Source organism: Streptomyces sp. NPDC001407 (assembly GCF_042895325.1).
Lineage (GTDB): Bacteria > Actinomycetota > Actinomycetes > Streptomycetales > Streptomycetaceae > Streptomyces.
Genome location: NZ_JBIAWF010000003.1, coordinates 52,250 through 78,395, shown reverse-complemented (window position 1 = coordinate 78,395; position 26,146 = coordinate 52,250). Strand labels below are relative to the sequence as shown.

The 26,146-nt window shown below is 70.8% G+C and carries 22 protein-coding genes; 8 read left to right on the top strand and 14 right to left on the bottom strand.

The features are described from left to right. Positions 1-46: 46 nt before the first annotated feature. Positions 47-1,459: a family 2B encapsulin nanocompartment shell protein gene (locus ACFY1P_RS05905; protein ID WP_390749842.1), complete on the bottom strand. Its 1,413-nt coding sequence runs from the start codon at positions 1,457-1,459 to the stop codon at positions 47-49. A gap of 146 nt (positions 1,460-1,605) precedes the next feature. Then, positions 1,606-2,832 (bottom strand): phosphodiester glycosidase family protein, encoded by a 1,227-nt coding sequence (locus ACFY1P_RS05900; protein WP_361520252.1) that lies wholly within the window; start codon positions 2,830-2,832, stop codon positions 1,606-1,608. A gap of 225 nt (positions 2,833-3,057) precedes the next feature. Between ACFY1P_RS05900 and ACFY1P_RS05895 the strand changes: the two genes are divergently transcribed. After that, positions 3,058-3,930 carry a phosphatidylinositol-specific phospholipase C/glycerophosphodiester phosphodiesterase family protein gene (locus ACFY1P_RS05895; RefSeq protein ID WP_390749841.1) on the top strand — a complete coding sequence of 291 codons (873 nt, stop codon included), beginning with the start codon at positions 3,058-3,060 and terminating at the stop codon, positions 3,928-3,930. A 182-nt stretch (positions 3,931-4,112) separates the two neighbouring features. Next, entirely contained in the window at positions 4,113-4,604 is a 492-nt protein-coding gene (locus ACFY1P_RS05890) for a hypothetical protein (protein ID WP_390749840.1), read from the top strand. Here ACFY1P_RS05890 and ACFY1P_RS05885 read toward each other — a convergent pair. The 3 genes from ACFY1P_RS05885 to ACFY1P_RS05875 all read right to left on the bottom strand — a co-directional run bounded on the left by ACFY1P_RS05885 (position 4,564) and on the right by ACFY1P_RS05875 (position 9,773). Continuing rightward, positions 4,564-5,433, bottom strand: coding sequence for a YceI family protein (locus ACFY1P_RS05885; RefSeq protein ID WP_361520244.1), 870 nt, complete (start codon positions 5,431-5,433; stop codon positions 4,564-4,566). The two genes, ACFY1P_RS05890 and ACFY1P_RS05885, sit on opposite strands and share 41 nt — an antisense overlap. 156 nt (positions 5,434-5,589) lie before the next feature. Further along, entirely contained in the window at positions 5,590-6,879 is a 1,290-nt protein-coding gene (locus ACFY1P_RS05880; protein WP_390749839.1) for an SWF or SNF family helicase, read from the bottom strand. After that, positions 6,876-9,773, bottom strand: coding sequence for a DEAD/DEAH box helicase (locus ACFY1P_RS05875; RefSeq protein ID WP_390749838.1), 2,898 nt, complete (start codon positions 9,771-9,773; stop codon positions 6,876-6,878). Before ACFY1P_RS05875 ends, ACFY1P_RS05880 begins: the two co-directional genes overlap by 4 nt. A 258-nt stretch (positions 9,774-10,031) precedes the next feature. On the opposite strand from ACFY1P_RS05875, the gene ACFY1P_RS05870 reads away from it, so the two are divergent. Both ACFY1P_RS05870 and ACFY1P_RS05865 read left to right on the top strand, forming a co-directional pair. Next, on the top strand, positions 10,032-11,063 hold the full coding sequence (locus ACFY1P_RS05870) for a fatty acid desaturase family protein (RefSeq protein WP_390749837.1): 1,032 nt from the start codon (positions 10,032-10,034) through the stop codon (positions 11,061-11,063). 66 nt (positions 11,064-11,129) lie between these two features. After that, on the top strand, positions 11,130-11,309 hold the full coding sequence (locus tag ACFY1P_RS05865) for a hypothetical protein (RefSeq protein WP_390749836.1): 180 nt from the start codon (positions 11,130-11,132) through the stop codon (positions 11,307-11,309). Here ACFY1P_RS05865 and ACFY1P_RS05860 read toward each other — a convergent pair. The 3 genes from ACFY1P_RS05860 to ACFY1P_RS05850 are packed head-to-tail and all read right to left on the bottom strand — an operon-like array spanning position 11,306 to position 14,435. Further along, positions 11,306-12,322, bottom strand: coding sequence for a TolB family protein (locus ACFY1P_RS05860; RefSeq protein ID WP_390749835.1), 1,017 nt, complete (start codon positions 12,320-12,322; stop codon positions 11,306-11,308). The two genes, ACFY1P_RS05865 and ACFY1P_RS05860, sit on opposite strands and share 4 nt — an antisense overlap. Beyond that, complete coding sequence (locus ACFY1P_RS05855; RefSeq protein ID WP_390749834.1) at positions 12,319-13,599, bottom strand: MFS transporter; 1,281 nt, start codon at positions 13,597-13,599, stop codon at positions 12,319-12,321. Before ACFY1P_RS05855 ends, ACFY1P_RS05860 begins: the two co-directional genes overlap by 4 nt. Before the next feature lie 2 nt (positions 13,600-13,601). Then, on the bottom strand, positions 13,602-14,435 hold the full coding sequence (locus ACFY1P_RS05850; RefSeq protein WP_390750020.1) for an alkaline phosphatase family protein: 834 nt from the start codon (positions 14,433-14,435) through the stop codon (positions 13,602-13,604). Between the two features lie 310 nt (positions 14,436-14,745). On the opposite strand from ACFY1P_RS05850, the gene ACFY1P_RS05845 reads away from it, so the two are divergent. Continuing rightward, the gene (locus ACFY1P_RS05845; RefSeq protein WP_390749833.1) at positions 14,746-15,291 is read left to right on the top strand and encodes an MOSC domain-containing protein; all 546 of its coding nucleotides are present in this window, start codon (positions 14,746-14,748) and stop codon (positions 15,289-15,291) included. A 36-nt stretch (positions 15,292-15,327) separates the two neighbouring features. On the opposite strand, the gene ACFY1P_RS05840 is transcribed toward ACFY1P_RS05845, so the two are convergent. Both ACFY1P_RS05840 and ACFY1P_RS05835 read right to left on the bottom strand, forming a co-directional pair. After that, positions 15,328-15,618 carry a hypothetical protein gene (locus tag ACFY1P_RS05840; protein ID WP_390749832.1) on the bottom strand — a complete coding sequence of 97 codons (291 nt, stop codon included), beginning with the start codon at positions 15,616-15,618 and terminating at the stop codon, positions 15,328-15,330. 344 nt (positions 15,619-15,962) lie between these two features. After that, positions 15,963-16,391: a PPOX class F420-dependent oxidoreductase gene (locus ACFY1P_RS05835; RefSeq protein ID WP_361520222.1), complete on the bottom strand. Its 429-nt coding sequence runs from the start codon at positions 16,389-16,391 to the stop codon at positions 15,963-15,965. A gap of 124 nt (positions 16,392-16,515) precedes the next feature. On the opposite strand from ACFY1P_RS05835, the gene ACFY1P_RS05830 reads away from it, so the two are divergent. After that, positions 16,516-16,938 (top strand): roadblock/LC7 domain-containing protein, encoded by a 423-nt coding sequence (locus ACFY1P_RS05830; RefSeq protein ID WP_361520220.1) that lies wholly within the window; start codon positions 16,516-16,518, stop codon positions 16,936-16,938. Positions 16,939-17,026: 88 nt separating this feature from the next. After that, on the top strand, positions 17,027-17,980 hold the full coding sequence (locus ACFY1P_RS05825; protein ID WP_361520217.1) for a DUF6397 family protein: 954 nt from the start codon (positions 17,027-17,029) through the stop codon (positions 17,978-17,980). A gap of 8 nt (positions 17,981-17,988) precedes the next feature. Here ACFY1P_RS05825 and ACFY1P_RS05820 read toward each other — a convergent pair whose 3' ends face one another. Then, complete coding sequence (locus ACFY1P_RS05820) at positions 17,989-18,855, bottom strand: acyl-CoA thioesterase (protein WP_390749831.1); 867 nt, start codon at positions 18,853-18,855, stop codon at positions 17,989-17,991. A 49-nt stretch (positions 18,856-18,904) separates the two neighbouring features. Continuing rightward, complete coding sequence (locus ACFY1P_RS05815) at positions 18,905-21,418, bottom strand: DUF3516 domain-containing protein (protein ID WP_361520212.1); 2,514 nt, start codon at positions 21,416-21,418, stop codon at positions 18,905-18,907. 133 nt (positions 21,419-21,551) lie between these two features. Between ACFY1P_RS05815 and ACFY1P_RS05810 the strand changes: the two genes are divergently transcribed. Then, complete coding sequence (locus tag ACFY1P_RS05810; protein ID WP_361520209.1) at positions 21,552-22,343, top strand: metal-dependent hydrolase; 792 nt, start codon at positions 21,552-21,554, stop codon at positions 22,341-22,343. A gap of 32 nt (positions 22,344-22,375) precedes the next feature. Here the strand turns inward: ACFY1P_RS05810 and ACFY1P_RS05805 are convergent, their stop codons facing one another. Together ACFY1P_RS05805 and ACFY1P_RS05800 are read right to left on the bottom strand one after the other, a co-directional pair. Continuing rightward, a complete protein-coding gene (locus tag ACFY1P_RS05805) occupies positions 22,376-24,157 on the bottom strand; it encodes an ABC transporter ATP-binding protein (protein WP_361520207.1) in 1,782 nt (593 codons plus the stop codon). Continuing rightward, positions 24,154-25,989, bottom strand: a complete 1,836-nt coding sequence (locus ACFY1P_RS05800; protein ID WP_390749830.1) for an ABC transporter transmembrane domain-containing protein — start codon at positions 25,987-25,989, stop codon at positions 24,154-24,156. Before ACFY1P_RS05800 ends, ACFY1P_RS05805 begins: the two co-directional genes overlap by 4 nt. Between the last annotated feature and the right edge of the window lie 157 nt (positions 25,990-26,146).

Sequence of the window (26,146 nt, the reverse complement as noted above, 5' to 3'; positions counted from 1 at the left end):
GGATGCGTGGAGCCGGGGGCATCGAAATCCGGCCCCGGTCCGGATCTCAGTGGCCGATTTCCACGTTCTCGAGAATTCCCAGGGCGTCCGGAACGAGGACGGCTGCGGAATAATAGGCGCTCACGAGATAGGAGATGATGGCCTGCTCACTGATTCCCATGAACCGCACCGAAAGGCTCGGGCGGTACTCGTCGGGAATTCCCGTCCGGTGGAGGCCGACCACGCCCTGGGCCTCCTCCCCGGTGCGCATCACCAGGATGGAGCTGGTGCCCGTGTCGCTGATGGGGATCTTGTTGCACGGGAAGATCGGTACGCCGCGCCAGGCGGGCACCGCGTGCCCGCTCACGTCCACGCTGTCGGGATAGATGCCCCTGCTGTTGAACTCACGGGCGATCGCCGCGATCGCGCGCGGGTGCGCGAGGAGGAACGCGGGGTCCTTCCACACAGTGGCCAGGAGCTCGTCGAGGTCGTCGGGGGTGGGCGGGCCGGTGCGGGTGTGGATGCGCTGTTTGAGGTCGGCGTTGTGGAGCAGCCCGAAGGCGCGGTTGTTCACCAGCTCGTGCTCCTGGCGCTCGCGCAGGGCTTCGATGGTCAGGCGCAGCTGCTGCTCGACCTGGTTCATCGGCTCGTTGTAGAGGTCCGCGACGCGGGTGTGGACCCGCAGGACCGTCTGGGCGACGCTCAGTTCGTACTCGCGCGGGGAGAGTTCGTAATCGGCGAAGACGCCCGGCAGCGCCGGCTCGCCGGTGTGCCCCGAGGCGACGTCGATGGCCGACTCGCCGTACTCGTTCTGTGGGAGGCCGACGGCGGCGTGGAAGGCAGCGACGTGGGCACGGAGCTCTTCCGAGGTGCCGAGCAGCTCCTGGAACGCCTGGCGGGGGAGGGTCAGCACCGTGCAGGCGGTGACGGCCTTGGCGGTGAAGTCCCAGGTCTGCTCCTCCTCCGCGGCGACCGCCCGGTCGCCGAAATACCCGCCGTCCGCCAGCACGTCGAGCACGGCCGGGTCGCCGTACTCGCCCTCGCGCTCCTTGTCGATCTTGCCGTGGGCGATCAGGACGACCTGGTCGGCCGGCTGCCCGGCCTCCACGAGCACCTCACCGGCCTGGAACTCGCGCTGGGTGAAGCGGCTCGCCAGCGCCTCCAGGGTCGCCGCGTCGGTGAAGCCGCGCAGCGGCGGCAGCTCGCCCAGCTCGGCGGGGATGACCCGGACCTCCGAGCCGGTGGAGACGAACTCCACCCGGCCGTCGCCCAGTGTGTGTGTCAGGCGGCGGTTGACCCGGTAGGAACCGCCGGGCACATGGACCCAGGGCAGCAGGCGCAGCAGCCACCGCGAGGTGATGCCCTGCATCTGCGGCACGGTCTTGGTCGTGGTCGCCAGATTGCGTGCGGCGGCGGTGCCCAGGCTCAGGGGGGCGGTACCGCTATTGTCCGCGGTGCCGGTCTCCACTGATGTCGTCATGATGCGAATGCCCACCCATCCATTGCGAAATGCCCATTGCGGACCCGACGATTTCTTTTCCGCTGATTTTTCGCTCGTGCACCTTCGAAGCTAGCAGCGGGAATCGGGTGACACAGTCACTCACATGGGTGGATTGATCGACGATGTTAGGTTCGGATAAAAATTCCGATTCCGTTCGCGACGGGCCGCTCACCTCCGCCCGACGGATGGTTGCGGACCGCCGTGCGCCCGTCGTCCGGGTCCCGCGTCACCAGGGTGCTCGACCCGCCGCCGTCCAGGTTCACCGCGTCCTCCGCCCCGAGGTCCCGCATGAGGGCGGCCAGTTCGGCGACGGTCATGCCCGAGCGGTATTCGGCGCCGCCGTCCAGGGCCAGCAGGAAGAACCGCCGGCCGCCCTCAACCGTGCCCGCGGAGGTCCGCACCGCCGACGTCTTGCGGTCCAGCCCCGCGAGGGGTCTGCCGCCGCGCAGCACCGGGAAGCCGCCGATGGCGAAGCGGAGCGCTCCCCGCCCCTTGGACTCCAGCCGTTCCTCGATCTTCACCGTGTCACCGACCCGCAGCTTGCGGAGCTCCTTCGCGCCCCCGTCGCGCCCCACCAGGACGGTCGATCCCGAGGGGATCGCACCGCGCCCCGGGGTCTTGGCCACCTCGGTCACGCGGTCGCGGCGCACGGTCAGTTCATAGGTGACGGCGCTGCACGGGGCGGACCGGTCGGTGTCCGTACCGCATGTGGCACGCCGTCGCGAGGCCGTGCCCCAGTCATGGGTGTACGCCCCGATCCCGCCCACCGGCAAGGCGTACTGGTTGAGGCCGCGCAGCGTCAGCTTCTTGCCCTTGGCCGTCACCGTGCCCGCCAGGGTCAGGCGGTCCAGCCTGGCCGTGCCGTCCGTCCCGACACCGATGACGTCCCGGGTCGTCGCTCCCGGTGGCATCGCAGGCCCGAAGCGCTGGCCGTTGGGCACCGCCGCGCCGAGCCGGTGGCCCCTCGCGATGGACGGACCCACCGGGGCGCCCGTCGCCTCCACCCCCGGGTGCTGGGACTCGGTGATGTTGAAGAAGTCGCCGTTGACCCCGCCGACCGCGCCGCTCCGCTCGGCCATGTGGGACACCGTGGACCGCGCGGCGACCGCCCCCGGATAGAGCAGATCGAGGGAGACACCCGGTTCGCGCAGGTCGACGGTCAGCAGATGCCCGTACGTGGGCCCGTGCGAAGCCGAAAGGGCGAAGTCGCGGTACTCGACCCCGGGCGCCACAGAGGTCGACGCGCCCAGCCGTAGTGCCTGCTGTGTGCTCGCGTCCGCCGAGTCCGCCCAGGCCGTACCTCCTCCTACGAGCGACGCCCACGCCACCAGAACCGTCAGCCCCGCGCGCACGCGGCTTCTGCATCCGATCACAGTCTCCCCAGAGGTCCCGTCAACTCTGGCACGGTGCAAGAGAGTTCACCATGCCCCGAAAGAACGACAGGGAACGCGTCGACGTCGACGCGGGCAACTCTTGCCACTTCCCTGCCCTTTGGCCCTGTGGCCCCGGATACTCGCAGGAGACAGCTCGTGCGGGCCGCCACCGCGGCGGACGCACCCCGATCCGGGAGAGTCGCCATGACCCCTCGTACGCGCCGCGCAGCCGTCATCACCCTGGGAGCAGCCCTCGCCGGCTCCGTCACCGGACCCGCCTTCGCCCGGCGGGCGGACGCGGCGCCCGGCGAGGGTGCCGCGCGGGGCAAGCCTCCCCTGCGCCGCGCCCACGCGCACAACGACTATGAGCACCTCCGCCCGCTCACCGACGCGCTCTCCCACGGCTTCGGCAGCGTGGAGGCCGACATCTGGCTCGTCGGCGACAAGCTCCTGGTCGCGCACGACGCGTCCGGGCTCGACCCCACGCGCACCCTGGAGTCGCTCTACCTCGACCCCCTGCTGCGCCGGGTCAGATCCGGGCACGGGCGGGTCTATCCGGGGTACGACTTCTCCCTGCAACTGCTCATCGACATCAAGACCGCCGGCGGACCGACCTACCGTGAGCTCTCCCGGCATCTTCAGCGCTACCGCTCGATGCTGAGCGTCTGTGACAACGGCCGGGTCCGGCGCGGCGCGGTCACCGCCGTCATCTCCGGGGACCGGGGCGCTCGGGGCCCCATGGAGGAGGAGCGGACACGGCGGGCCTTCTACGACGGCCGCCTCACGGATCTCGGCAGTGGTGTCCCCGCGTCCTTCGCCCCGCTCGTCAGTGACGACTGGAACCTCAACTTCACCTGGCAGGGCGTGGGTCCGATGCCCGCAGGGGAACGCGCCAAGCTGTCGCGGCTCGTCTCCACCGCGCACGCCGAACACCGGCAGGTGCGTTTCTGGGCCACACCCGACCGGCCCGGTGCGGCGCGTGACGCCCTGTGGCGCGAACTGCTCGCCGCGGGCGTGGACTACCTCAACACGGACGACCTCGCCGGGCTCGAGGCATTCCTGCGCGCACACCGCTGAGCGATCGTCGTAACCTTCGGCAAGCACCGGCAAATCGTACGAGTATGGATTTTTTCGGCGAAGCTGCCACGCGGAGCGTGCAGGGGTTTTCCCGCCCTGGAATGTCGCGGTCCTGAGCGGAGCGTGTGGCGGTACCGTCACCGCGCGGTGACGGCGCTCCACGACCGGGAACGCTGGGCCGTATGGCCACTCCACCGGGACCGCCGTACGGCCCGCCCGCGAGCCCACCGCCTCCGCCCTCCGCACCGCCTCCGGGCGGGTTCGGCCCGGGGCGGCCGCCGTGGAACCCGGAGCCGCCGTCCGGCGGTGGCGGGCGGCGGACGGTGATCGCCGTGACCGTGCTGGTGGCGATCGCGGCGGTCGCGCTGGGCGCGGTGCTGATCATCGGGGACAAGGGCAAGAAGGACGACGGGCCCGGCAACGGACCCTCGGCCGGCCCGTCGCCCTCGTTCAGCCTCCCCAGTGGACTGCCCTCGGAGCTGCCGACGCGACTCCCCAGCCGACTGCCGACGAGTATGCCGTCCGGGTGGCCCAGCGGCCTCCCGACGAGCCTGCCCAGCGGGCTCCCCACGGAGTTGCTGCCGTTGCCGCTCGACGGCCGCGAGGGCCAGGCCGTCGAGCGGGCCGGCGTCGTCACTGGGCCGGAACGGCCTGGATGTCCAGCTCGATCCTGATGGTCGCACCGATCATGGCTATGCCGCGCTGGAGCATCGAGCGCCAGTCCAGGGTGAAGTCCTCGCGGTGCAGCTCGGTCGAGGCCGAACAGGCGGTGCGGGTCTCGCCCATGATGCCGGTGCCGATGCCCAGGTAGCGGGTGTCGAGCGCGACGTTGCGGCTCACGCCGTGCAGATTGAGCACGCCCTGGACCGTCCACCGGGACCCGCCGCGGTGCACGAATCGCTCACTGGTGAACTGCATGTACGGGAACTTGGCGACGTTCAGGAACTCCGCGGAGCACAGGTGCTCGTCCCGCTGCTTGACCCCCGTGTCGATGCTCGCCGTCTCGATCACCACGTCGATGCGGGAGTGCTCCATGTTCTCGGCGATCCACAAGGTGCCCTCGAACCGGTTGAACCGGCCGTGCACCTCCGCGAGCCCGATGTGCCGGGAGATGAAGCGCACGGCCGTGTGGTCCGGGTCGATGCGCCACGCGCCGGGACTCGGCATGGACGGAGTGGGTGCCGGTTCCATGCCCACTGGTTCGAGAGTGGTCCGCGCGCCCTCCGCGGACGTGAAGCTGCGCCGTACGGGCTGGAACCCTTCGGCCGTCACGGCGACGCTGTACTCGCCGGGCGCCACGGTCGTCGCGAACCGGCCGTGCGGATCGGTCTGCCCGTGGACCACTTCCTGGCCGTTGAGATCGCGTACGGACACTTCCGCCCTGTGCAGCGGTAGCTGGACCGGATCGAGCACCAGGCAGTCGAGAGCCCCCGCGCCGTGCGGAATCGGAGCGACCTCCTGGTGGAGGGAACGCTTACGACGGCGCAGCAGGGCGAAAACCATCCCGAAGGGCCTTTCTCTGATCAGAAGGTGACGTACCTGTAGATCACCATATTCCTGCACTGAAAGGCAAAATTTCCCTCACCTCCTGGGAAAGTGTGAATTTCGCGCGCTCTTTCCTTTGATTCATCGCCGAGACCTGCGCGGCGTGGCCCTCTGTCAGTCCTCCTGCGAACCCTCCGTCAGAAGAGCCGCGAGAGCGGTCGCGGGATCGTCCTCGCAGGGCCCGGCGGGCTGCCAGCGGCCGCTCTCCTTGCGGTACGGCCACCAGCGGCCGTCGCGCCCGTAGCGCAGCTGCGTGTCCGAGCCGACCACCGTCCAGCGGTTGCGCGAGGCGCGCAGGGCCGGCGTCGTCCCGCCCTCCCGGGCGGCGGTCAGCTGCGCGTGGGCGCGCGTGAGCTCCTCGGCTCCTGGCGTCCATTCGTCCTCCAGGACCGACAGTGCCGCAGGCCCTCCGTGGCCCCATGCCCGTACGGCCTGGGCGAGCCCGGGGCGGTCGCGGCCGCAGCCCGACGCCAGCCGTGCCGCGACGGCGGCCGGCGGCCCGGAGGCGGCGAGGCGCACGGTGTCCTGCCACAGGTTCAGTTCCTCTCCCACGGGTGACCGTTCGTGGCCGGGAGCGAGCGCCTCGGCCAGCATTCGCCGGGCCCGCGCGGCCGCGTCCGCGACCAGGAACTCCAGTGCCCCGGCGTCCAGCCCCGGAGCGGGAGCGGTGTCGCCGGACAGCACGGGCGGGCGGCCCGCGGTCTCCACCGGGGGAGGCGGACCGGGCAGCGGGGGTACGAGGAAGCCCGCAGCGAACACCTCGTGCGCCGGGACGCCCGAGGCGACCTCGGCGCTCGGCTCCGGGGCATGCGCCGTGGTGCGTGCGGAGTTGCGGCTCTGGAGTTCGTCCAGCAGCTCGCGCTCTCCACGCCCGCGCATCAGCAGAAGGACGAACGGGTCCTGGTCGAGGATCCGCGCCACCTGGTGGCACAGTGCCGCTGTGTGCGGACAGTGGTCCCACGCCCCGCAGCCGCACTCGGGCTCCAGATCGCCGATACCGGGCAGCAGCTCCACGCCGGCGGCCAGCGCGTCCTCCGCCAGGTGCGGCGGTATGTCGTGGTCCAGCAGTGCCGCGATATGGCCTGCCCGGTCGGCCACCAGATCGAGCAGCCGGTTCCAGTCGGCCGCCGAGAGCTCCTGGAGCATCACATCGGAGCGGTAGGACGTGCCGTCACGGTCGCGGACCAGGGCCGTGATCCGGCCCGGCCGCACCGAGACCGCGCCCACCGCGCCCGCGCGGGCGTGCTTGCGTCCGGCCTTCACCTGCCGTCCGTCCAGGGCGGTGTCCTCCAGGGCCTTGAGCCAGGCCCGGCCCCACCAGCTCCGGGCGAATGCCTGGCCGGGCTCGGGAAGCAGGGCGGCGAAGGTGAGCTCGGTGCCGCCGGTGATGTCGTGTCCGGTCATCGGCCGGTCCCCCTCAGAGCGACGAGTTCGGTGAGTTCGGCGTCGGTGAGTTCCGTCAGAGCGGCCTCGGCCGAGCCCAGGACGGAGTCGGCGAGGGCCTGCTTGCGCGCGAGCATCTCGGCGATCCGGTCCTCGATCGTCCCTTCGGCGATCAGCCGGTGCACCTGTACGGGCTGGGTCTGACCGATGCGGTACGCGCGGTCTGTCGCCTGCGCTTCCACGGCGGGGTTCCACCAGCGGTCGAAGTGCACCACATGGCCCGCCCGGGTGAGATTGAGGCCCGTGCCCGCTGCCTTCAACGACAAGAGGAAAACCGGTACCTCACCGTCCTGGAAGCGCTGGACCATTTCCTCGCGCCGGGGCACCGGCGTGCCGCCGTGGAGCAACTGCACAGGCACGCCCCGGGAGGCCAGGTGCCCCTCCAGCAGCTTGGCCATCCGGACGTACTGCGTGAACACCAGAACGCTCACCCCTTCTGCCAGGATCGTGTCCAGCAGCTCGTCGAGCAGCTCGACCTTGCCGGAACGGCCCTGGATCCGCGGGGTGCCCTCCTGAAGGCCGTCTTCCTTCAGGAACTGTGCCGGGTGGTTGCAGATCTGCTTCAGCCCGGTGAGCAGCTTGACGATCAGGCCACGCCGCTCGAAACCGTCCGCGGCCTCCACCTCGGCGAGGATCTCCCGCACCACGGCCTCGTAGAGGGCCGCCTGTTCCTTGGTGAGCGCGACCGTCCGGTCGGTCTCGGTCTTCGGCGGCAGCTCGGGGGCGATGCCCGGGTCGGACTTGCGCCGGCGCAGCAGGAACGGGCGGACGAGAGCGGCGAGCCGTTCGGCCGCGCCCGGATCCACACCGCCCTCGACGGCCTGCGCGTACCGCCGCCGGAAGCTGCCGAGCGAACCCAGGAGACCGGGCGTCGTCCAGTCGAGGATCGCCCACAACTCGGAGAGGTTGTTCTCCACCGGCGTGCCGGAAAGCGCGACGCGCGCCTTGCCGCCGATGGTGCGCAACTGCTTCGCCGTGTCGGAGTACGGGTTCTTGACGTGCTGGGCCTCGTCGGCGACGACCAGGCCCCAGTCGGTCTCTCCCAGCCGCCGCGCGTCCAGCCGCATCGTGCCGTAGGTGGTGAGGACGAACTCGCCGTCCGCCAGACCCTCCAGACTCCGTGCCGAGCCGTGGAAACGGCGCACAGGCGTACCGGGGGCGAACTTCTCGATCTCGCGCTGCCAGTTGCCCATCAGGGAGGTCGGGCAGACGACCAGGGTCGGTCCTGCCGCGTCCCGCAGCGTCCCGCGGTGCAGATGCAGGGCGATGACCGTGATGGTCTTGCCGAGACCCATGTCGTCGGCGAGGCAACCGCCCAGGCCGAGCGAGGTCATGCGGTGCAGCCAGTCGAGTCCCCGCAGCTGATAGTCGCGCAGAGTGGCGGCGAGCGCGGCGGGCTGCGCGAGGGGCTCCTGTGTGCTCTCAGGATCGGCGATGCGGTCGCGCAGCGCCGCCAGCCAGCCGTTCGCCCGGACGTCGACGAACTCCTCGGTGCCGTCGGGGCCTTCCGTCTGCGTGCGCCCCGTGAGGGCCACGCCGAGCGCTTCCACGGGCGTGAGTTTGCGGTCCTGCCGGCCCTGGGCGCGGCGTACGGATTCGGGGTCGAGGAGCACCCACTGGTCGCGCAGGCGCACGGCCGGGCGGCTTGCCTCCGCGAGGCGGTCCAGTTCGGCCTGTGTCAACTCCTCGTCTCCCACGGCGAATCGCCAGCTGAAGCTGAGCAGGGCGTCGGCCGACAGCAGGGAGGGTATTGCCGAACGGTCGTCGTCCTGGCCGCGGCCCGCGTCGTCCTGTGGGCCGACAACGGCGTACGAGGTGAGAGTGCGGGCCACTTCCTTCGGCCAGTGCACCTGGACGCCGGCGGCGTCCAGTGCCGCGGAGGCGGCGCCGAGCAGTTCGCCGACCTCCTCGTCGGCGAGGTCGACGGCGTCGGGCGCCGTGGCCGAGAGCAGGGGAGCGAGGGCGGGCCAGGCGTGGGCGGCGCGGCGCAGGGCGAGCAGCGCGTTCATGCGCGCTCCCTTGCCGAGCGCGGCCGTGAGGGGCGAGGCGCCGGACCACACGTCGGCGGCGTCCGCGACGAGTGCCGGGTCGGCGAGGCTGTGCAGCTGGAGCACCGCCCGGAAACGCGGAGAGGCGTCCTCGCCCTCCACGTCGGTGAGCCCCAGCACCTCGACGCGGAGGGACAGCCGTACGCCGGCGTCGTGCCCGGCGGCCACGCTGTCCGCCCACGCGCGCTGTTCGGGCATCCGACGGGGTTCGGTGGCGGCGAAGGCGGGACCACCCGCGGCGACCGCGGCGGCGGGAGTGCGCGGCAGGCCGTCGGCGACAGCGTCCAGGAAGGCGCGTACGAGCCGTTCCGGCTCGGGGAGCAGCAGAGGCCCGCTGCCGTCGTGAGGGAGCGGCACGGAGTGCGCGGCGGGCGGCATGGCGGCCGCCAGCTCCCGGATCCGGCTCATGTCCTCGGGTGCCAGCGGTCCGACGCGCCACGCGTCGTGATCGGTCGCGGTCAGTCCGGGGAGCAGGCGCCCGCGAGCGGCCAGTTGCAGGGCGAGCACCGCCGCCGTGCCCCAAAAGGCGGCCGCCTCGTCGGCGCGCGCCGCGCGGGCGCGGGTGAGAACCGGCACGGCTTCGCGCACGGGCATCACCACGGCCCGGACCGTCGTGGTGGAGACGCCGGTGCCGTCGTCGACGACGACGGTCAGTTCCTCGACGCTGCCCGGTGCGGCGGGCGGTTCCTCGTCGGGCCGCCAGAAGGCCACGCGGCCGGTGCGGGCCGGGTCGCCGGGGAGGAAGACCGCCGAGCACTGGACGAGCCGGGAGATCTCGGAGGGGGTTGCGGCAAGGGGTGGTGTCACTGGGCTGAGGATTCCTCAAATTTGACTAGTGAAGCTCCGAGCGGTCGAGGGTACAGGGAAACGCCGCCGGAAGCGCCCCCTCCGTGTGTGACGCGCGACACGCGCCTTCGCCCTGTGGTCCCCAGGGTGCACTCAGCCCCCCACGTCCAGGGGGGATTGCCCCCTGCGGATCCGGGTGGTGCCGCCATGGCTGCCGGACGCCCCGGATCCGTACGTTCTGTGAAGTCAGCCCGCCGGTCCGAACTCACCGGAGACCTCATGCGCCAGGCCACCACCCCGCTCGCGGAACGTACCGCGGGCAGCGATTTCGCGCCGCTCCTGCGCCTGGTCCGGGAGGAAGGACTCCTCGACCGGCGCCGGGGCAGGTACGCGTTCACCATCGTCGCCGATCTGCTCGCACTCGCGGCCACGGCCGCCGGGGCCGTGCTCGTGGGGGACTCCTGGTGGGCCGTGCTCCTGGCCCTGCCCGCGGCCGTCTTCTGCGCCCGGATCGCCTTCGTCGGCCACGACAGCGGGCACGCGCAGATAGCCGCCACCCGCCGCGTCAACCGCGTGCTCGGCCTCCTGCACGCGAACCTGCTGCTCGGCATGAGCTACGCCTGGTGGAACGACAAGCACATCCGCCACCACGCCAACCCCAACCACATCGACAAGGATCCGGACGTCGGCGTCGGCGCGCTCGTATGGACGCAGCGACAGGCAGCACAGCGGCAGGGATTCACCCGCTGGCTCACCCGCCACCAGGCCTGGCTGTTCTTCCCCATGCTGCTGCTCGAAGGCATCGCCCTGAAGGTTTCGAGTGTGCGCGACCTCAAAAGGCAGGAAGCGCGTGAGCGGTGGGTCGAAGCGGCCCTCCTGACTCTTCATGTGGTGGGCTACGCGACGCTCCTGCTGTCCGTGCTGTCTCCTGGTAAGGCCCTGGTCTTCGCGCTGGTCCACCACGCGCTGTTCGGTCTCCATCTCGGCATGGTCTTCGCCCCCAACCACAAGGGGATGGACATGCCGGACCCGGACGGGGAGCGCTGGGGACATCTGCGCCGGCAGGTCGTCACCTCGCGGAACGTGCGGGGCGGCGCGCTGACCGACTGGTTCATGGGCGGCCTGAACTACCAGATCGAGCACCACCTCTTCCCCAGCATGCCCCGGCCTCACCTGAAGCTCGTCCGGCCCCTCGTCCGCGCGCACTGCCGCGCCGTCGGGCTGCCGTACACCGAGACCGGACTTGTCGACTCCTACCGGCAGGCGCTGGGCCACATGCACGACGTCGGCGCCCCGCTCCGGGCCGGGTGAGGAACCGGACGGAACCCCCGGGCGTTCTTCAGGACAAGCGGCAGCCGTCGCGGAGGAGGCACGGACATGAGCAACAGGGCCAAGGTCGCCGTCGCCGGTGTGGTGGTGGGGGTGATCCTGCTGTGGCTGCACCCCTGGGTGGGTCTGCTGGTGATGCTGGCCGTGCCGGCCGCCGCCTATCTGCTGCTGGACCCCGCACAGCGCAAGAGGCTCCGCAGGATGTCCCGCAAGCAGCTGGGGCGTTAGCCGGTGTAGGCCGGGGCGAGGGCTGCGGTCATGGAGAGCCGGGGGCTTCCGGAGCCGTCCGCCGGGACGGTCCACAGGTCGGAGCCGTAGTCCCCGGGCAGGGAGTAGACGAGCGTGTGACCGTCCCGCCAGATCGCCTGGTCGTCGACGTTCCGGCGTTCGGCCGTGGCACTCTCGCGCAGGGTGCGCAGGTCCAGGACGTACAACCGCCAGGGCGCGTCGGGGGACGCGCCCTCGACGCGCTTCTTATAGGCGATACGCGTTCCGTCGGGTGAGAGGGACGGGCACTCGACGTTGGTGTGCAGGGTGCGCAGTGTCCGGTCGGAGCGGTCACCGCGCACGAGATAGGTCCGCCCGCCGGTGGCGACGGTGGCGTAGAACCGGGTGTCGTCGGCGAAGGTGACGCCCCAGACGTTGAGATCGGATGCCGGGTGGAGGCGGCCGTCCAGGAAGAACCGGTACTCCTCGAGGTTGCGGTCGAGGCTCCAGGTGCGGGTGTCGAGCATCGAGGTGCGGGTGGAGAAGGCCGTGCCCGCGTAGGAGTCGCCGCTGACGAAGACCGTCCAGGCCACGCTCCGGCCGTTCGGCGAGACCCGGGCCCGGGTGGGGACGCCCGCCAGGTCGTAGTGGCGCAGTTCGCGCAGGTGCGCGTCGAGCACCACGGCGCGGTAGCTGTCGCGGAGCCTGCCGTGCACCGCCTGGAGGCAGATGCCGGTGCCCGCGGCCGCGTGGAAGCGCAGACAGCGGACTCCGGAGGATGTGCGCGGCCCGGCCGGATCGGCCGCGGGAACCGTGGAGATCTCGTCGCGGTGCGGGCCCCAGGCCATGTTGCGGAAGACGCTGAGCCCCGGAGCGTCCAGGGCGACCTTCCCGGCGTGTACGCGCGGGCCGCCCGGTTGTGCGCGGTCCTTCTCGGCGGACCGGCCGGCGGCGTGCAAGGTGGCTCCCACGGCGACACCGCCCAGGATCAGCACGGCGGCCAGCAGGGCCAGGATGCGGTTCTTGCGGTTCAACGGACAGGCTCCGGTGAGGCGTCGGGTGAGGGGCGCAGCAGCAGGGCGCTGACGGCGACGGAGACGGTGAGACCGGTCGCCGCCGCGGCCAGTGCCGCGCGGTCGCCCCAGGTCGTCCAGGCCACCCCGAAGGCGATCGAGCACACGAAGCGGGCGGCTGCCTGACCCGTCTGGACCACGGCGAGCCCCGTGCCCCGGACCGTCGTGGGCACGGCGTCGGCGGTCACGGCGGCCAGCACTCCGTCGGTCGCCGCGTAGAAGCTCCCGTGCAGCGCGAGCACGACGAAGGCGAGCGCCGTCGAGTCACCGAGCGGGGCGACCAGCAGGCCGTACGCGGTGAGCAGCGCCAGGTGGCCGCAGAGGAACAGCCGCCGGCGGCCCAGCCGGTCGGCGATCGCTCCGAAAGGCACGGCCAGCAGAAGGAACGCTGCCGCTGTTCCCAGCGGCAACAGCGGGAACCACGTCTCGGAGAGGTCCAGGCGCCGTTGGAGAGTGAGGTAGAGGAACGAATCGCTGACGGTCGTCAGCCCCAGCAACGCGGCACAGCCAGTGAGCCGGCGCACTGTCGGCCGACGCAGAACGGCCCGCAGGGGCGCGCGATCGGCAGGTGCTTCCGCCGGCACGGGAGCGGCCCGGTGCCCCGGAACGAACAGCAGGAGCACGAGGACGCCCAGCGCCGCGATGCAGCCGCTGACGGTGAAGACGGCGTCGTAGCCGTCGGCCGCCGCCCGCAGGATCACGAAGGCGACGAGCGGGCCGAGCAGGGCCCCGGCGGTGTCCATCGCACGGTGCACGCCGAACGCCCGCCCCCGGCTGCCCGGTTCGCAGGCCAGGGAGATCATCGCGTCGCGTGGCGCGGTGCGCAGCCCCTTGCCCGTACGGTCCGCCGCGAGCACCGCACCGATCAACGGCACACTGTGTGCGAGCAGCAGGAGAGGCTTGCAGAGGGCGGAAAGGCCGTAGCCGACGGCGGCGACGGCCTTGTGGCTCCCGCCGCCCCGGTCGGAGACCCTGCCGCCGATGAGTCGTACGAGGGCGCTGACGCCGTTGTAGACACCGTCCAGGAGGCCGAAGCCGAGCGGGGACAGCCCGAGTCCGGCGACGAGGTAGAGCGGCAGAACGGCGGTGACCATCTCCGAGGAGACGTCGGTGATCAGGCTGACGCTGCCCAGAGCGAGCACGGCTCCCGGGACGAGCACGGCCCGCCGGCCGGGGAGGGGGTGCCGGCCGGCGGTGTCGGAGGGTTGGGGAGTGGTGCGGCTGTCCGCGAGATACACGGTCAGCTGTTCCAGATGCCGGTGATGTCCTTGCCGTCCGCGGCGTTACCGGCGTGCGAGGTGCCGTACATGTCCTCGACGGTGCGCAGGACGTCGTAGTGGTTGTAGGTGGCGTCGGAGGTCGAACCGGCGCGCACGGACTGTCCGTAGAGGACCGTCGGGATGCGGTTGCCGCTCAGCCGGTTGTCCTCGTCGAAAGTGATCAGCAGCAGGCTGTTGTGGGTCTCGGCCCAGTCGGCATAGCTCTTGAGGTTGTTCTTGAGCCAGGTGTCACCGGTGCCCACGGAACAGTCGTGCATGTCACTGCACAGATTCGGGACGACGAAGGAGACCGTCGGCAGCTTGCCGAAGTCGCCGGGGAAGGCCGACATGGTGTGCGCCGTGCTGGTCGGGACGTTGTCGAAGCCGAACCAGGGGTTGTGCTTCTGGGCGTATTTGCCGCTCTTGCACGTGGTCGAACCTTCGGCAGGCAAGGACTCGTTGTAGCTGGCCCAGGTCTTGCCCGTGGCCAGGAGCTCGGAGGCGAGGTTCGGCGCGTCGCTGAAGCTGGGGGTGACACAGCTGTCGTCGGTGACGCCCTGGGTGTCCCCGGAGAACAGCGCGTAGTAGTTCGGCTGGCTCGGGTGGGTCTCGGCGTACGAGGCGGTCAGGTTGGCGCCGCCGGAGGCCAGGGAGTTGATGTAGGGGGCGCTCGAGCTGCCGATGACCTGGTCGTAGGCGTGGTTCTCGAAGACGACGACCACGACGTGGTCCGGCGTGGGCACCGCCGCCGCGGCGGAGGAGTCCGCGGCCCACAGGCCGAGGGACGCGGCGGCGAGTCCGAAGGCTGTGGTCAGGGCGGCGAGACGGCGGCGGGGGAGGCGTGGGGCGTGGGTCTGGCTGGCTTCGGCGGGCACGGGTCCTCCGTACGGGGTGGGCGACGGCGCGCAGGCGACGAGGAGGTGGGGCGTCAGGGGGTGGAGCCTGCGGGTTCGGTGGCAGAGTAGAGCCAGCAGAATGACATGTACACGCCTTTTTGGTGACGGGGGCGGGAACAGTGGCCGAGTGGAGCGCGTCCCCCGGCTGTCGGTGCCTGCGGTTAGAGTCGGATCATCGACGCCGCGCGTGAACGGCTCGCGGCAGCGGAGATGCCATGAGGGGGAACGGATGGTGTCGGGAACGGTGAAGGCCGTCTGCCGCAGCGGGGAGCACGAGTTCGGCAAGTCCGTGCGGGAGAGCATCGTGCTGCTGGAAGGGCTGGGCGTGGAGGGTGACGCCCACCTTGGAGTGACGGTGCAGCACCGCTCGCGAGTCGCCCGGGATCCCGGACAGCTCAATCTCCGTCAGGTGCACCTCATCCACGAGGAGTTGTTCGACGAGGTCGGCGAGGCAGGCTTCACGGTGCGCGCCGGAGAGCTGGGGGAGAACGTCACCACCAGAGGCATCAACCTGCTCGGCCTGCCGCGGGGGACGCGGCTGCGTCTGGGCGACCGGGCCGTCGTCGAGGTGACCGGACTGCGCAATCCCTGCCCTCAGATCGAGGCGTTCCAGAAGGGGCTGCTCAAGCAGGTCATCGGCCGCGACGAGCACGGTGCCGTGGTCCGTAAGGGAGGCATCATGGGCATTGTCCTGACAGGCGGCGAGGTCAGACCCGGCGACTCCATACGCGCCGAACTGCCGCCCGAACCGCACCTTCCGCTGGAATGCGTCTAGATCGTGTCCGGTGCCGGGGCGGCATGCTCCGGTGGGTCAGGCGGCGGGAAGACCCAGCAGCGTCCGGGCCACGCGCTGCGGTGTCTGGTCGTGCTCGCGGGCCAGCGCGATGACCGCACGGCAGGCGAGCTCGTTCACGCCGAAGCAGAGCGCCTCCGGCGAGACCCAGCGCGCGGCCTCCGCGCTGGTCTCGTGATCCTCCTCGGCGCAGGCCGCCACATAGGTGGCCGCCGCCTCGAAGAGGTTGCTCCGGCGTCCCGCGGACGGCGGCGGTGGCACAGGCGGCTGCCAGGCCACTTCGATGCGCTTGCGGAGCCTGTCGAACACGTCGATCACCTGCCCTCGAGAGCCGGTTGCCCTACGGTCGTTCAAGTGTGCCCGGAGCCCGCAGAGTTGAACCTCCGGCCAACGGAGGGGCGACTGCCGAGTGAAGCGTTTCGACTGGCTCGTGGAGATCCGGCGGCTCGATGCGGGGGCGGCCGGCCAGCGATCCGTGGATCAACCGGAGGCGCCGCGTTTACGACGTCAGCGATGACGGCATGCGCTATGTCCTGAGTCCAGATGCCGCGATCGCGGAACAGTCCGCCTAGGCCTCATGAACTCCGGGCTGCCCGCCTTCTCCGGGGCGGGCAGCCGCTGCGGAACGGCCGCGCCGAGGCCGTCGGCGTGGATCAGTCCGCCACCGAGGCCAGGGCCACGACCTTGTCGATCCGGACGCGGACCACCAGCTCGCCGGGGACGCCGTTCCGCGCCCCGTACTCCTCGGCGCGTTCGTCACCCATATAGCGCCTGGCGATTCTCGTCGCCCAGGAACGCACCTCATCGAGGTCGTCGCCCAACTCGGCGTGCCCTTGCACGGTGACGAACGAGAAGGGGGGCCGGTCGTCGTCGACGCAGAGCGCCATCCGGCCGTCGCGGGCGAGGTTGCGGCCCTTGACCGTATCCGCGCCGGTGTTGAAGACCAGGTCGTCACCATCGAGCACAAACCAGATGGGCGCGATGTGCGGACTTCCGTCGGCACGCACCGTCGAAAGCTTTCCGGTGCGAGTGCCCGCAGAAAGAAAGGCGCGCCACTCGTCCTTGTTCATTTTCTGTGCCATGTTCCCATCTTGTGCCAACTGGCGCACAGACGCGTGCCGACAGGCCGGGCGGGTTGCCGACAGCGCGCAGGTGAGCAAGGCTGGCACGGCAGTTACGGGGAACGGCGGAACGGGGAGGCGGGACATGGCACTCAGCAAAGGACTCGACTGGATGCTGGACGACCTGACCGAGCGCGTCGAGCACATACGCCACGCGTTGGTGCTCTCCAACGACGGACTGGTGACGGGCGCCAGCGCAAGCCTCGAAAGAGAGGACGCCGAGCACTTGGCCGCGGTCGCCTCGGGGCTGCACAGCCTCGCCAAGGGCACGGGGCGGCAATTCCGGGCGGGCGGAGTGCGGCAGACGATGGTCGAATTCGACGAAGGTGTCCTCTTCGTGACGGCCGCGGGGGATGGCAGCTGCCTTTGCGTCCTCGGTGGACCCGGGGCCGATATCGGCCATGTCGCTTATGAAATGACCCTCTTGGTCAACCGGGTCGGCGAGCACCTGAGCGTGGAGTCGCGCCAGCAGGGCGCTCCTCGCGGAGACGCCGAGCACAAGCTCTGACCGGAGTTATCCACAGGGTGAACGCGCTGTCGTACCCGGCCGCTACAGTCGTGACTGTCAGTGATTGGTCCGTAGCGGGGAGGGTGTCATGACGGTGCAGCAGTGCCATGAGCCGGGCACGGCGGTGACCGGGGTTCCGTTCGGGAGGGCGGCCCGGGAGCTGGAGCTCAAGCCACGCGAGTTCGAACTGGCCGTGCAGCTGGGCCATGTACGGACCGTCGCGACGGGGCCGGGCGGACGTCGACGGGTCCCACGCGACGAGATCGACAGGCATACGGGCGTGGCCGGGTTCCCCGACGCGCTCCGTACGCGGGTGTGGGTGGTCGGCACGGCCGAAGGCGCCGAGCTGATGGGCATCAGTCCGGCCCGGTTCGGCCGCCTCGCGAGAGCGGGCTGCTTCGCGCCCGTGAGGTTCTACGTCAACCGGTATCGCGCGGTGGTCTGGCACTATCTCGCGGCCGATCTCGTGGAGTTCGCCGACGCCAGCCCCGACCTGCTCACCGGCCGCACCCCGCCCGCGCTGCGCACCGCTTTGGCGGAGGGGAAGGACAGGCGGGCCCGGACCTGGCGCGCCCGCCGGATCGACCAACTGCTGGCTCTGGCCGAGGATCCATGGGAACGAGCCGCGGTCATCGCCTCGGTGCTCGGCCCCGAGCAGTTGGCCGATGCCGTCCCCGACCCCTATGAACGCGCCTACGTGAGCGCGATGCGCCCGGAGCTCGCCCACGGACGCTCGAACGCCGCGGCCGGCCGCGAGGTCATCGACAGGGTGACCCTGGCAGCCGAGCCGGACGAGATCGAGCGGTATCGGCGCCGGCTCACCGTCGCGCTGGCCGAAGCCCGCGCGATCCGGCAGGCGCCGGTGCCGGACGGACCACAGGGTGCTCCCATCGGGAGGGCGGCGGAGGCGAGGGCCGCCACGGCGGAGGCACCCACGACCGGGACCGGTGGATCACCAGGTGCCGGACGGGCAGCGCCCTGGGGGTTTCGCGCACTGTGGAAGTGGCTGCGCCGGGGAAGAGCGCCGCTCGCCCGCGCCTGAAGCCGCTCTCAAGGCACCTTGCGGAACAGCCCCTCCTGCATCACAGACACCAGAAGTCTGCCCTGGTGGTCGAAGATCTGGCCGCGCGCCAGGCCTCTGGCGCCCGTGGCGATGGGTGACTCCTGCTGGTAGAGGAACCACTCGTCGGCACGGATGGGCCGGTGGAACCACATGGCGTGGTCCAAGGACGCCAGGTCGAAGCCCCGCTGGCCCCACAGCGGCTCCACCGGGATGCGCACCGCGTCGAGGAGCGTCATGTCGCTGGCGTAGGTGAGGGCACAGGTGTGCACCAGCGGATCGTCGCCGAGCGGCCCCACGGCGCGCATCCACACCGCGCTGCGCGGTTCCGCGCCGACGAGCTCCTGCGCCGTCCAGCGCAGCCGGTCCACGTAACGGATGTCGAAGGCGAGCCGCCGCTCCATGTGCCGCAGAGCGTTCGGCAGCTCGCCTCCGAGATGCTCGCGGATCTCGTCCGCGAGCCGCGGCAGTTCCTCCGGATCCGGCACCTCGGGCATCGCCACCTGGTGCTCGAAACCCGGCTCGGGCTGATGGAAGGAAGCGGTGAGATTGAAGATCGTCCGACCCTGCTGTACGGCCACCACCCGCCGCGTGGTGAAGGACCGCCCATCGCGCACCCGCTCCACCTGGTACACGATCGGCACGCCCGGCCGCCCCGGGCGCAGGAAGTACGCGTGGAGCGAGTGGACCGGGCGGTCACCGTCGGTGGTCCGCCCGGCCGCGACCAGTGCCTGTCCGGCGACCTGTCCGCCGAACACCCGCTGGAGGGACTCGTCCGGGCTGCGGCCCCGGAAGATGTTCAGATCGATCTGCTCAAGGTCGAGCAGACCCACCAGGCGGTCGGTCGGACTGGTCATCGGCACTCCTCTGCTGGTGCGGCGCCGCGCGCGGGCGGCGCCTCGGAGGCTACAGCTGACCCACGTCCATGACGCGCACCACCGCGCGGCCTTCCTCATCGGAAGCCGCGAGATCCACCTCGGCGGAGATGCCCCAGTCGTGGTCGCCGTTCGGATCGGCGAAGGTCTGCCGGACCCGCCAGAGGCCGTCCTCCGGCTTCTCCTCGATCCGCAGCAGCTTCGGCCCGCGGGCGTCGGGGCCGGTGCCCAGCTCCTCGTACTCGTCCCAGTACGCGTCCATGGCCTCGGCCCAGCGGTCCTCGTCCCACCCGGCTTCGGCGTCCATCTCGCCGAGCTCGCCGACCCTGTCGAGCGCGGCGAGCTCGACGCGACGGAACAGCGCGTTGCGCACCAGCACCCGGAAGGCGCGGGCGTTCGAGGTGACGGGCTTGACCTGGTCGGCGCGCTCCTGCGCCTCCTCCGCCGTCTCGTCCTCGGGGTTGGCCAGCTGCTCCCACTCGTCCAGCAGGCTGGAGTCGACCTGCCGGACCATTTCACCGAGCCAGGCGATCAGATCTTCGAAGTCGTCGGACTTCAGGTCGTCGGGAACGGTGTGGTCCAGCGCCTTGTACGCACTGGCGAGGTAGCGCAGCACGATGCCCTCGGTCCGCGCGAGGTCGTAGAAGGAGGTGAACTCCGTGAAGGTCATGGCCCGCTCGTACATGTCGCGGATGACCGACTTCGGGGAAAGCGGGTGGTCGCCGACCCAGGGGTGGCTCTTGCGGTAGAGGCCGTAGGCGTGGGTGAGCACCTCCTCCAGGGGCTTGGGGTAGGTGACGTCCATGAGGCGCTCCATGCGGTCCTCGTACTCGACACCGTCGGCCTTCATCGCCGCCACGGCCTCGCCCCGCGCCTTGTTCTGCTGGGCGGCCAGGATCTGCCGCGGGTCGTCCAGCGTCGACTCGACCACCGAGACCATGTCCAGTGCGTAGGACGGGGACTCCGGGTCGAGGAGTTCGAAGGAGGCGAGCGCGAAGGTCGACAGCGGCTGGTTGAGCGCGAAGTCGGACTGGAGGTCGACCGTCAGCCGAACGATCCGGCCCTCGGCGTCCGGCTCGTCCAACTGCTCCACCACGCCGCCGTCGAGCAGCGAGCGATAGATGGCGATGGCACGGCGGATGTGCCGGAGCTGGTTCCGGCGAGGCTCGTGGTTGTCCTCCAGCAGACGGCGCATCGCCTCGAAGGCGTTGCCCGGACGCGCGATGACCGCCAGCAGCATGGCATGGGTGACCCGGAAGCGGGAGGTGAGCTGCTCGGGCTCGGAGGCGATGAGCTTCTCGAAGGTGTTCTCGCCCCAGTTGACGAAGCCCTCGGGGGCCTTCTTGCGGACCACCTTGCGGCGCTTCTTGGGGTCGTCACCCGCCTTGGCCAGCGCCTTCTCGTTCTCCACGACGTGCTCGGGCGCCTGGGCGACGACGAAGCCCGCCGTGTCGAAGCCGGCCCGCCCGGCCCGCCCGGCGATCTGGTGGAACTCCCGGGCGCGCAGTGTCCGCACCCGCTGGCCGTCGTATTTGGTGAGCGCGGTGAACAGCACCGTGCGGATCGGCACGTTGACCCCGACGCCCAGCGTGTCCGTACCGCAGATGACCTTCAGCAGGCCCGCCTGCGCCAGCCGTTCCACGAGCCGGCGGTACTTGGGCAGCATGCCGGCGTGGTGGACGCCGATGCCGTGACGCACATAGCGCGAGAGATTCCGGCCGAACTTGGTGGTGAAGCGGAAATTGCCGATCAGCTTGGCGATCTCGTCCTTCTCCTCGCGCGAGCACATGTTGATGCTCATCAGCGCCTGCGCCCGCTCCACGGCGGCGGCTTGGGTGAAGTGGACGATGTAGACCGGCGCCTGATGCGTCTGCAGCAACTCGGTCAGGGTCTCGGTCAGCGGCGTCGCGCGGTATTCGTAGGAGAGCGGGACGGGCCGGGTCGCCGACCGGACCACGGCGGTGGGCCGCCCCGTGCGGCGGGTGAGGTCCTCCTCGAACCTGGAGACGTCACCCAGCGTCGCCGACATCAGGATGAACTGCGCCTGCGGCAGTTCGAGCAGCGGGATCTGCCAGGCCCAGCCCCGGTCGGGTTCCGCGTAGAAGTGGAACTCGTCCATGACGACCTGACCGATGTCGGCGTCCTTGCCGTCCCGCAGCGCGATGGAGGCGAGGATCTCGGCCGTGCAACAGATGATGGGCGCGTCCGCGTTGACCGACGCGTCACCGGTGAGCATGCCGACGTTCTCCGTGCCGAAGATCTTGCACAGGTCGAAGAACTTCTCCGAGACCAGCGCCTTGATGGGCGCGGTGTAGAACGTCACCTGGTCATTGGCGAGCGCGGCGAAGTGCGCTCCCGCCGCGACGAGGCTCTTTCCCGAGCCGGTCGGCGTCGAGAGGATCACGTTCGCTCCGGAGACGACCTCGATCAGTGCCTCCTCCTGTGCGGGGTACAGCGTGATACCCCGCTCCTCGGCCCAGGTCGAAAAAGCTTCGAAGAGGGCATCGGGGTCGGCATGGCTCGGCATCTGATCGATAAGGGTCACCCCTCCATACTGCCTGGCCTGGGGCCGTATCAGAGAACCGGGCGGTCGGACGATGATCATCGGAGGCTACGCTGAGTCGCCGACCTGGCGTCAGGAATGCACGACGTCGGCCAACAAAAGGGGTGAAACGACCATGATGGGACCGGCGCACTCGCTCTCGGGCGCTGCCGCCTGGCTGGGGGTGGGGGCCGCGGTCGCCGCCGCGGGCCACCCGATGCCGTGGCCGGTGCTGATCGTCGGGGCCCTGATCTGCGCCGGCGCGGCACTCGCCCCCGACCTCGACCACAAGTCGGCGACCATATCGCGCGCCTTCGGCCCGATATCCCGCTCCCTGTGCGAGATCATCGACAAGCTGTCGCACGCCGTCTACAAGGCCACCCGAGGCCATGGCGACCCGCGGCGCAACGGCGGCCACCGCACCCTCACCCACACCTGGCTGTGGGCGGTGCTGATAGGGGTCGGTGCCTCGGCGCTCGCGATGACCGGCGGCCGCTGGGCGGTGCTCGGCATCCTCTTCGTCCACCTTGTGCTCGCCGTCGAGGGGCTCCTGTGGCGGATGGCCCGGACGTCCAGTGACGTCCTGGTGTGGCTGCTCGGCGCCACCAGCGCCTGGATACTCGCCGGCGTCCTGAACCAGCCGGGCAACGGCTCCGACTGGCTGTTCGGCGACCCGGGCCAGGAGTACATGTGGCTCGGCCTGCCCATCATCCTCGGGGCGCTCGTGCATGACATCGGTGACGCGCTCACCGTCTCCGGCTGCCCGATCCTGTGGCCGATACCGATCGGCCGCAAGCGCTGGTATCCGGTGGGCCCGCCGAAGTCCCTGCGCTTCCGGGCGGGCAGCTGGGTGGAGCTGAAGGTCCTGACGCCGGTCTTCATCCTGATCGGAGGAGCGAGCGGGCTCGGCGCCCTGGATCTCATCTGATCCCCAGGGCCGCCCGGCCCGCGCGCCCCCGGCTACCGGTGCCAGGAACGCCACAGCGCCGCGTACGCCCCGTCCGCCGCGACCAGCTCATCGTGACTGCCCAGCTCGGTGATGCGGCCGTCCTCCGCGACCGCGATCACGTCCGCGTCATGAGCGGTGTGCAGCCGGTGCGCGATCGCCACGACCGTACGCCCCTCCAGCACCCTCGCCAGCGAGCGCTCCAGATGCCGGGCCGCCCGTGGATCCAGCAGCGACGTCGCCTCGTCCAGCACCAGCGTGTGCGGATCGGCGAGGACGAGCCGCGCCAGCGCGATCTGCTGGGCCTGGGCCGGGGTGAGCGAGAGCGCACCGGACCCGACCTCCGTGTCGAGGCCCTGGTCCAGTGCCCGCACCCAGGCATCCGCGTCCACGGCGCCGAGAGCCGCCCAGAGCTCCCCGTCGTCCGCGGTCGTGCGGGCCAGCAGGAGGTTGTCACGCAGCGAGCCCACGAAGACGTGGTGCTCCTGATTGACCAGGGCCACGTGCCGCCGCACCCGCTCCACGGGCATCCGGGCCAGCTCGGCGCCGCCGAGCGTCACCGCGCCGGAGCGCGGGGCGTAGATGCCCGCCAGCAGCCGTCCCAGCGTCGACTTGCCCGCGCCGGACGGCCCGACCAGTGCCACCCGGCTGCCCGGTCTGACCTCCAAGGACACCCCGTGCAACACATCGCTGCCCGCGTGGTAGCCGAACCGGACCTCGTCCGCCCGCACGTCCCGGCCCTCCGGCTCCGTGCCCTCGGACCCGACGTCGGGCTCGATCTCGTGGACCCCCACCAGCCGGGCCAGCGAGACCTGAGCGACCTGGAGCTCGTCGTACCAGCGCAGAATCAGCCCGACCGGATCGATGAGCATCTGCGCGAAGAGCGCGCCCGTCGTCAGCTGACCGACCGAGACCCACCCCTGGAGGACGAAGACACCACCGATGATCAGCACCGAGCCGAACACCAGCGTATGCGTCACGTTGATCACCGGAAACAGCACCGAGCGCAGCCACAGGGTGTAGCGCTCCCATTGCGTCCACTCCGAGATCCGCCGGTCGGACAGTGCGACCCGGCGCGCGCCCAGCCGGTGTGCCTCGACGGTCCGCCCCGCGTCCACGGTCTCCGTCAGGGACGCCGCGACCGCCGCGTAGCCCGCGGCCTCGGACCGGTAGGCACTCGGCGCCCGCCTGAAGTACCAGCGGCAGCCCACCACCAGTACCGGCAGCGCCACCAGCACGCACAGCGCCAGCGGTGGCGCCGTCAGCGTGAGGGCGCCCAGCAGCAGCCCCACCCACACGAAGCCGATCGCCAGCTGCGGCACGGCCTCGCGCATGGCATTCGCCAGCCGGTCGATGTCCGTGGTGATGCGGGAGAGCAGATCGCCCGTACCGGCCCGCTCCAGGACACCCGGAGGCAGCGCCACCGACCGTACGAGGAAGTCCTCGCGCAGATCCGCCAGCATCTCCTCGCCGAGCACCGCCCCACGCAGCCGCACCAACCGCACGAACAGCGTCTGGGCGGCCAGAGCGACCGCGAACAGCGAGATCGTGCGCCCCAGATGGAGGTCACGCGCCCCCGATGACAGATCCTCGACCAGGCCGCCGAGCAGATACGGACCGACCATGGACGCGGTCACGGCCAGCGCGTTCACCGTCACCAGCAGAACGAAGGCTCTCCGGTGCCGACGGAACAGCCCGCGGACGTAGGCCCGTACGGTCGTCGGTGCGGCCACGGGCAAGGTGGTCGCAGACTCCGGTGCCGCCGGGTCGTACGCCGGCAGTCTCACGCCGATCATGCCGACTCCTCGATGGGCTCGATCTCCTTGAGCTCGGTGAGCTCCGGCTCCGCTTCCGCGGTCCATGCGGTCTTCTCCCTGTTGCTCTCCGCATCTGTCGCCCGTGTGACGACAGCGCGGTAGGCGGCATCCCGCAGCAGCTCGCGATGCGTACCTTCGGCTGCGACCGTGCCCTGTTGCACGAACACCACGCGGTCGGCCCGGTCGAGCAGCAGCGGACTGGAGGAGAACACCACGGTGGTGCGGCCCTTTCGCAGGGCCTTCACCCCGTCCGCGACCCGCGCCTCGGTGTGCGAGTCCACAGCCGAGGTCGGCTCGTCGAGCACCAGCACCTGTGGATCGGTCACCAGCGACCGCGCCAGCGCCAGCCGCTGGCGCTGGCCTCCCGAGAGCGAACGGCCGCGCTCGGTGATCCGGGTCCGCATCGGATCACCGGAGTCGTCCGCCGACGCCTGCGCCAGTGCGGTCAGCACATCAGCGCACTGCGCCGCGGCCAGAGCCGCTTCGGCATTGACGGCCCCCGAAGCAGGAACGTCCAGCAGCTCCGCGAGCGTCCCCGACAGCAGGACCGGATCCTTGTCCTGGACGAGCACAGCGGCACGGGCCGTGTCCAGCGGGAGTTCGTCCAGTGCCACACCCCCGAGCCGGGCCGAGGCCACACCGGCGGTGTCGCCCGCCGCATGCCCGCCCAGCCGGTCGGCAAGCCTCCCGGCGGCATCCGGGTCACCGCACACCACCGCAGTCAGCAGACCGGCAGGCGCGAGCACGCCGCTCGCCGGGTCACGGAGATCGCCTGATGGTGCCGGCCCGCGGTCCGCGTCGTCCGCCGCCGGTACGGTGCGCCGCAGTGCGAGCACCCTGGCCGCGCGCGCCGCGGACGGACGGGAGAAGGAGTACGCCATGGCGATCTCCTCGAACTGACGCAGCGGGAAGAGCAGGAAGGTGACCGTGCCATAGACGGTGACCAGTTCGCCGACGCCGATGCGGCCGTCCTGGACCAGCCCGACGCCGTACCAGACCACCGCGATCAGCAGCAGCCCCGGCAGTGCCACCTGCACCGCGGCGATCAGCGCCCACATCCGGGCGCTGTACACGGCTGCCTTGCGGACCTCCTGCGACGCCCGCCGATAGCGATCCAGGAACAGTTCCTCGCCGCCGATGCCCCGCAGCACACGCAGCCCCGCCACCGTGTCCGAGGCCAACTCCGTCGCCCGGCCTGCCTTCTCCCGCTGCTCATCCGCCCGCTTCGTCGCGCGAGGCAGCAGCGGCAGCACGGCCAGCACCAGCACGGGCACGCCGATCGCGATCACGACGCCCAGCGCGGGCTGGTAGACCACCAGGGCCACACACACCGCCACAGTGGTGAACGCGGCCGAGGCGAAGCGCGACAGAGCCTCGACGAACCAGCCGACCTTCTCCACGTCACCGGTCGAAACGGCGACCACTTCACCCGCCGCGACCCGCCGGGTCAGAGTGGCCCCCAACTCGGCCGTCTTGCGGGCCAGAAGCTGCTGCAACCGGGCCGCCGCCGTGATCCAGTTGGTGACGGCCGTACGGTGCAGCATCGTGTCACCCAGGGCGATGAGGGTGCCGAGCAGCACCATCAGGCCACCCGCCAGCGCCAGCCGTATGCCCGACCGGTCGACGACCGCCTGTACGGCGATACCCATGGTCACCGGCAGCAGGGCCACGGACGCCATGTGCAGGGTGCCCCACAGCATGGCCTTGATCTGACCCGCCAGTTGGTTCCGCCCCAGCCACAGCAGCAGGCGAGGCCCGGATCGGACATCGGGCCGGCCTGGGTCGGGATAGGGGAGATCGCGAATCTGCATGACATCCCGAGTTCGAGTGGAGGGTGGGAACGGGGGTGGGAATGCTGCAAGGTTCGCGCCACCGGAGTGCCGTATTCAACTGGTTTTCCCTCAGCGGCGACGCATCAGGCCAGACGCATCAGGCCAAAGGGGCTCTGGCGCGCCGCTCCACGACGCG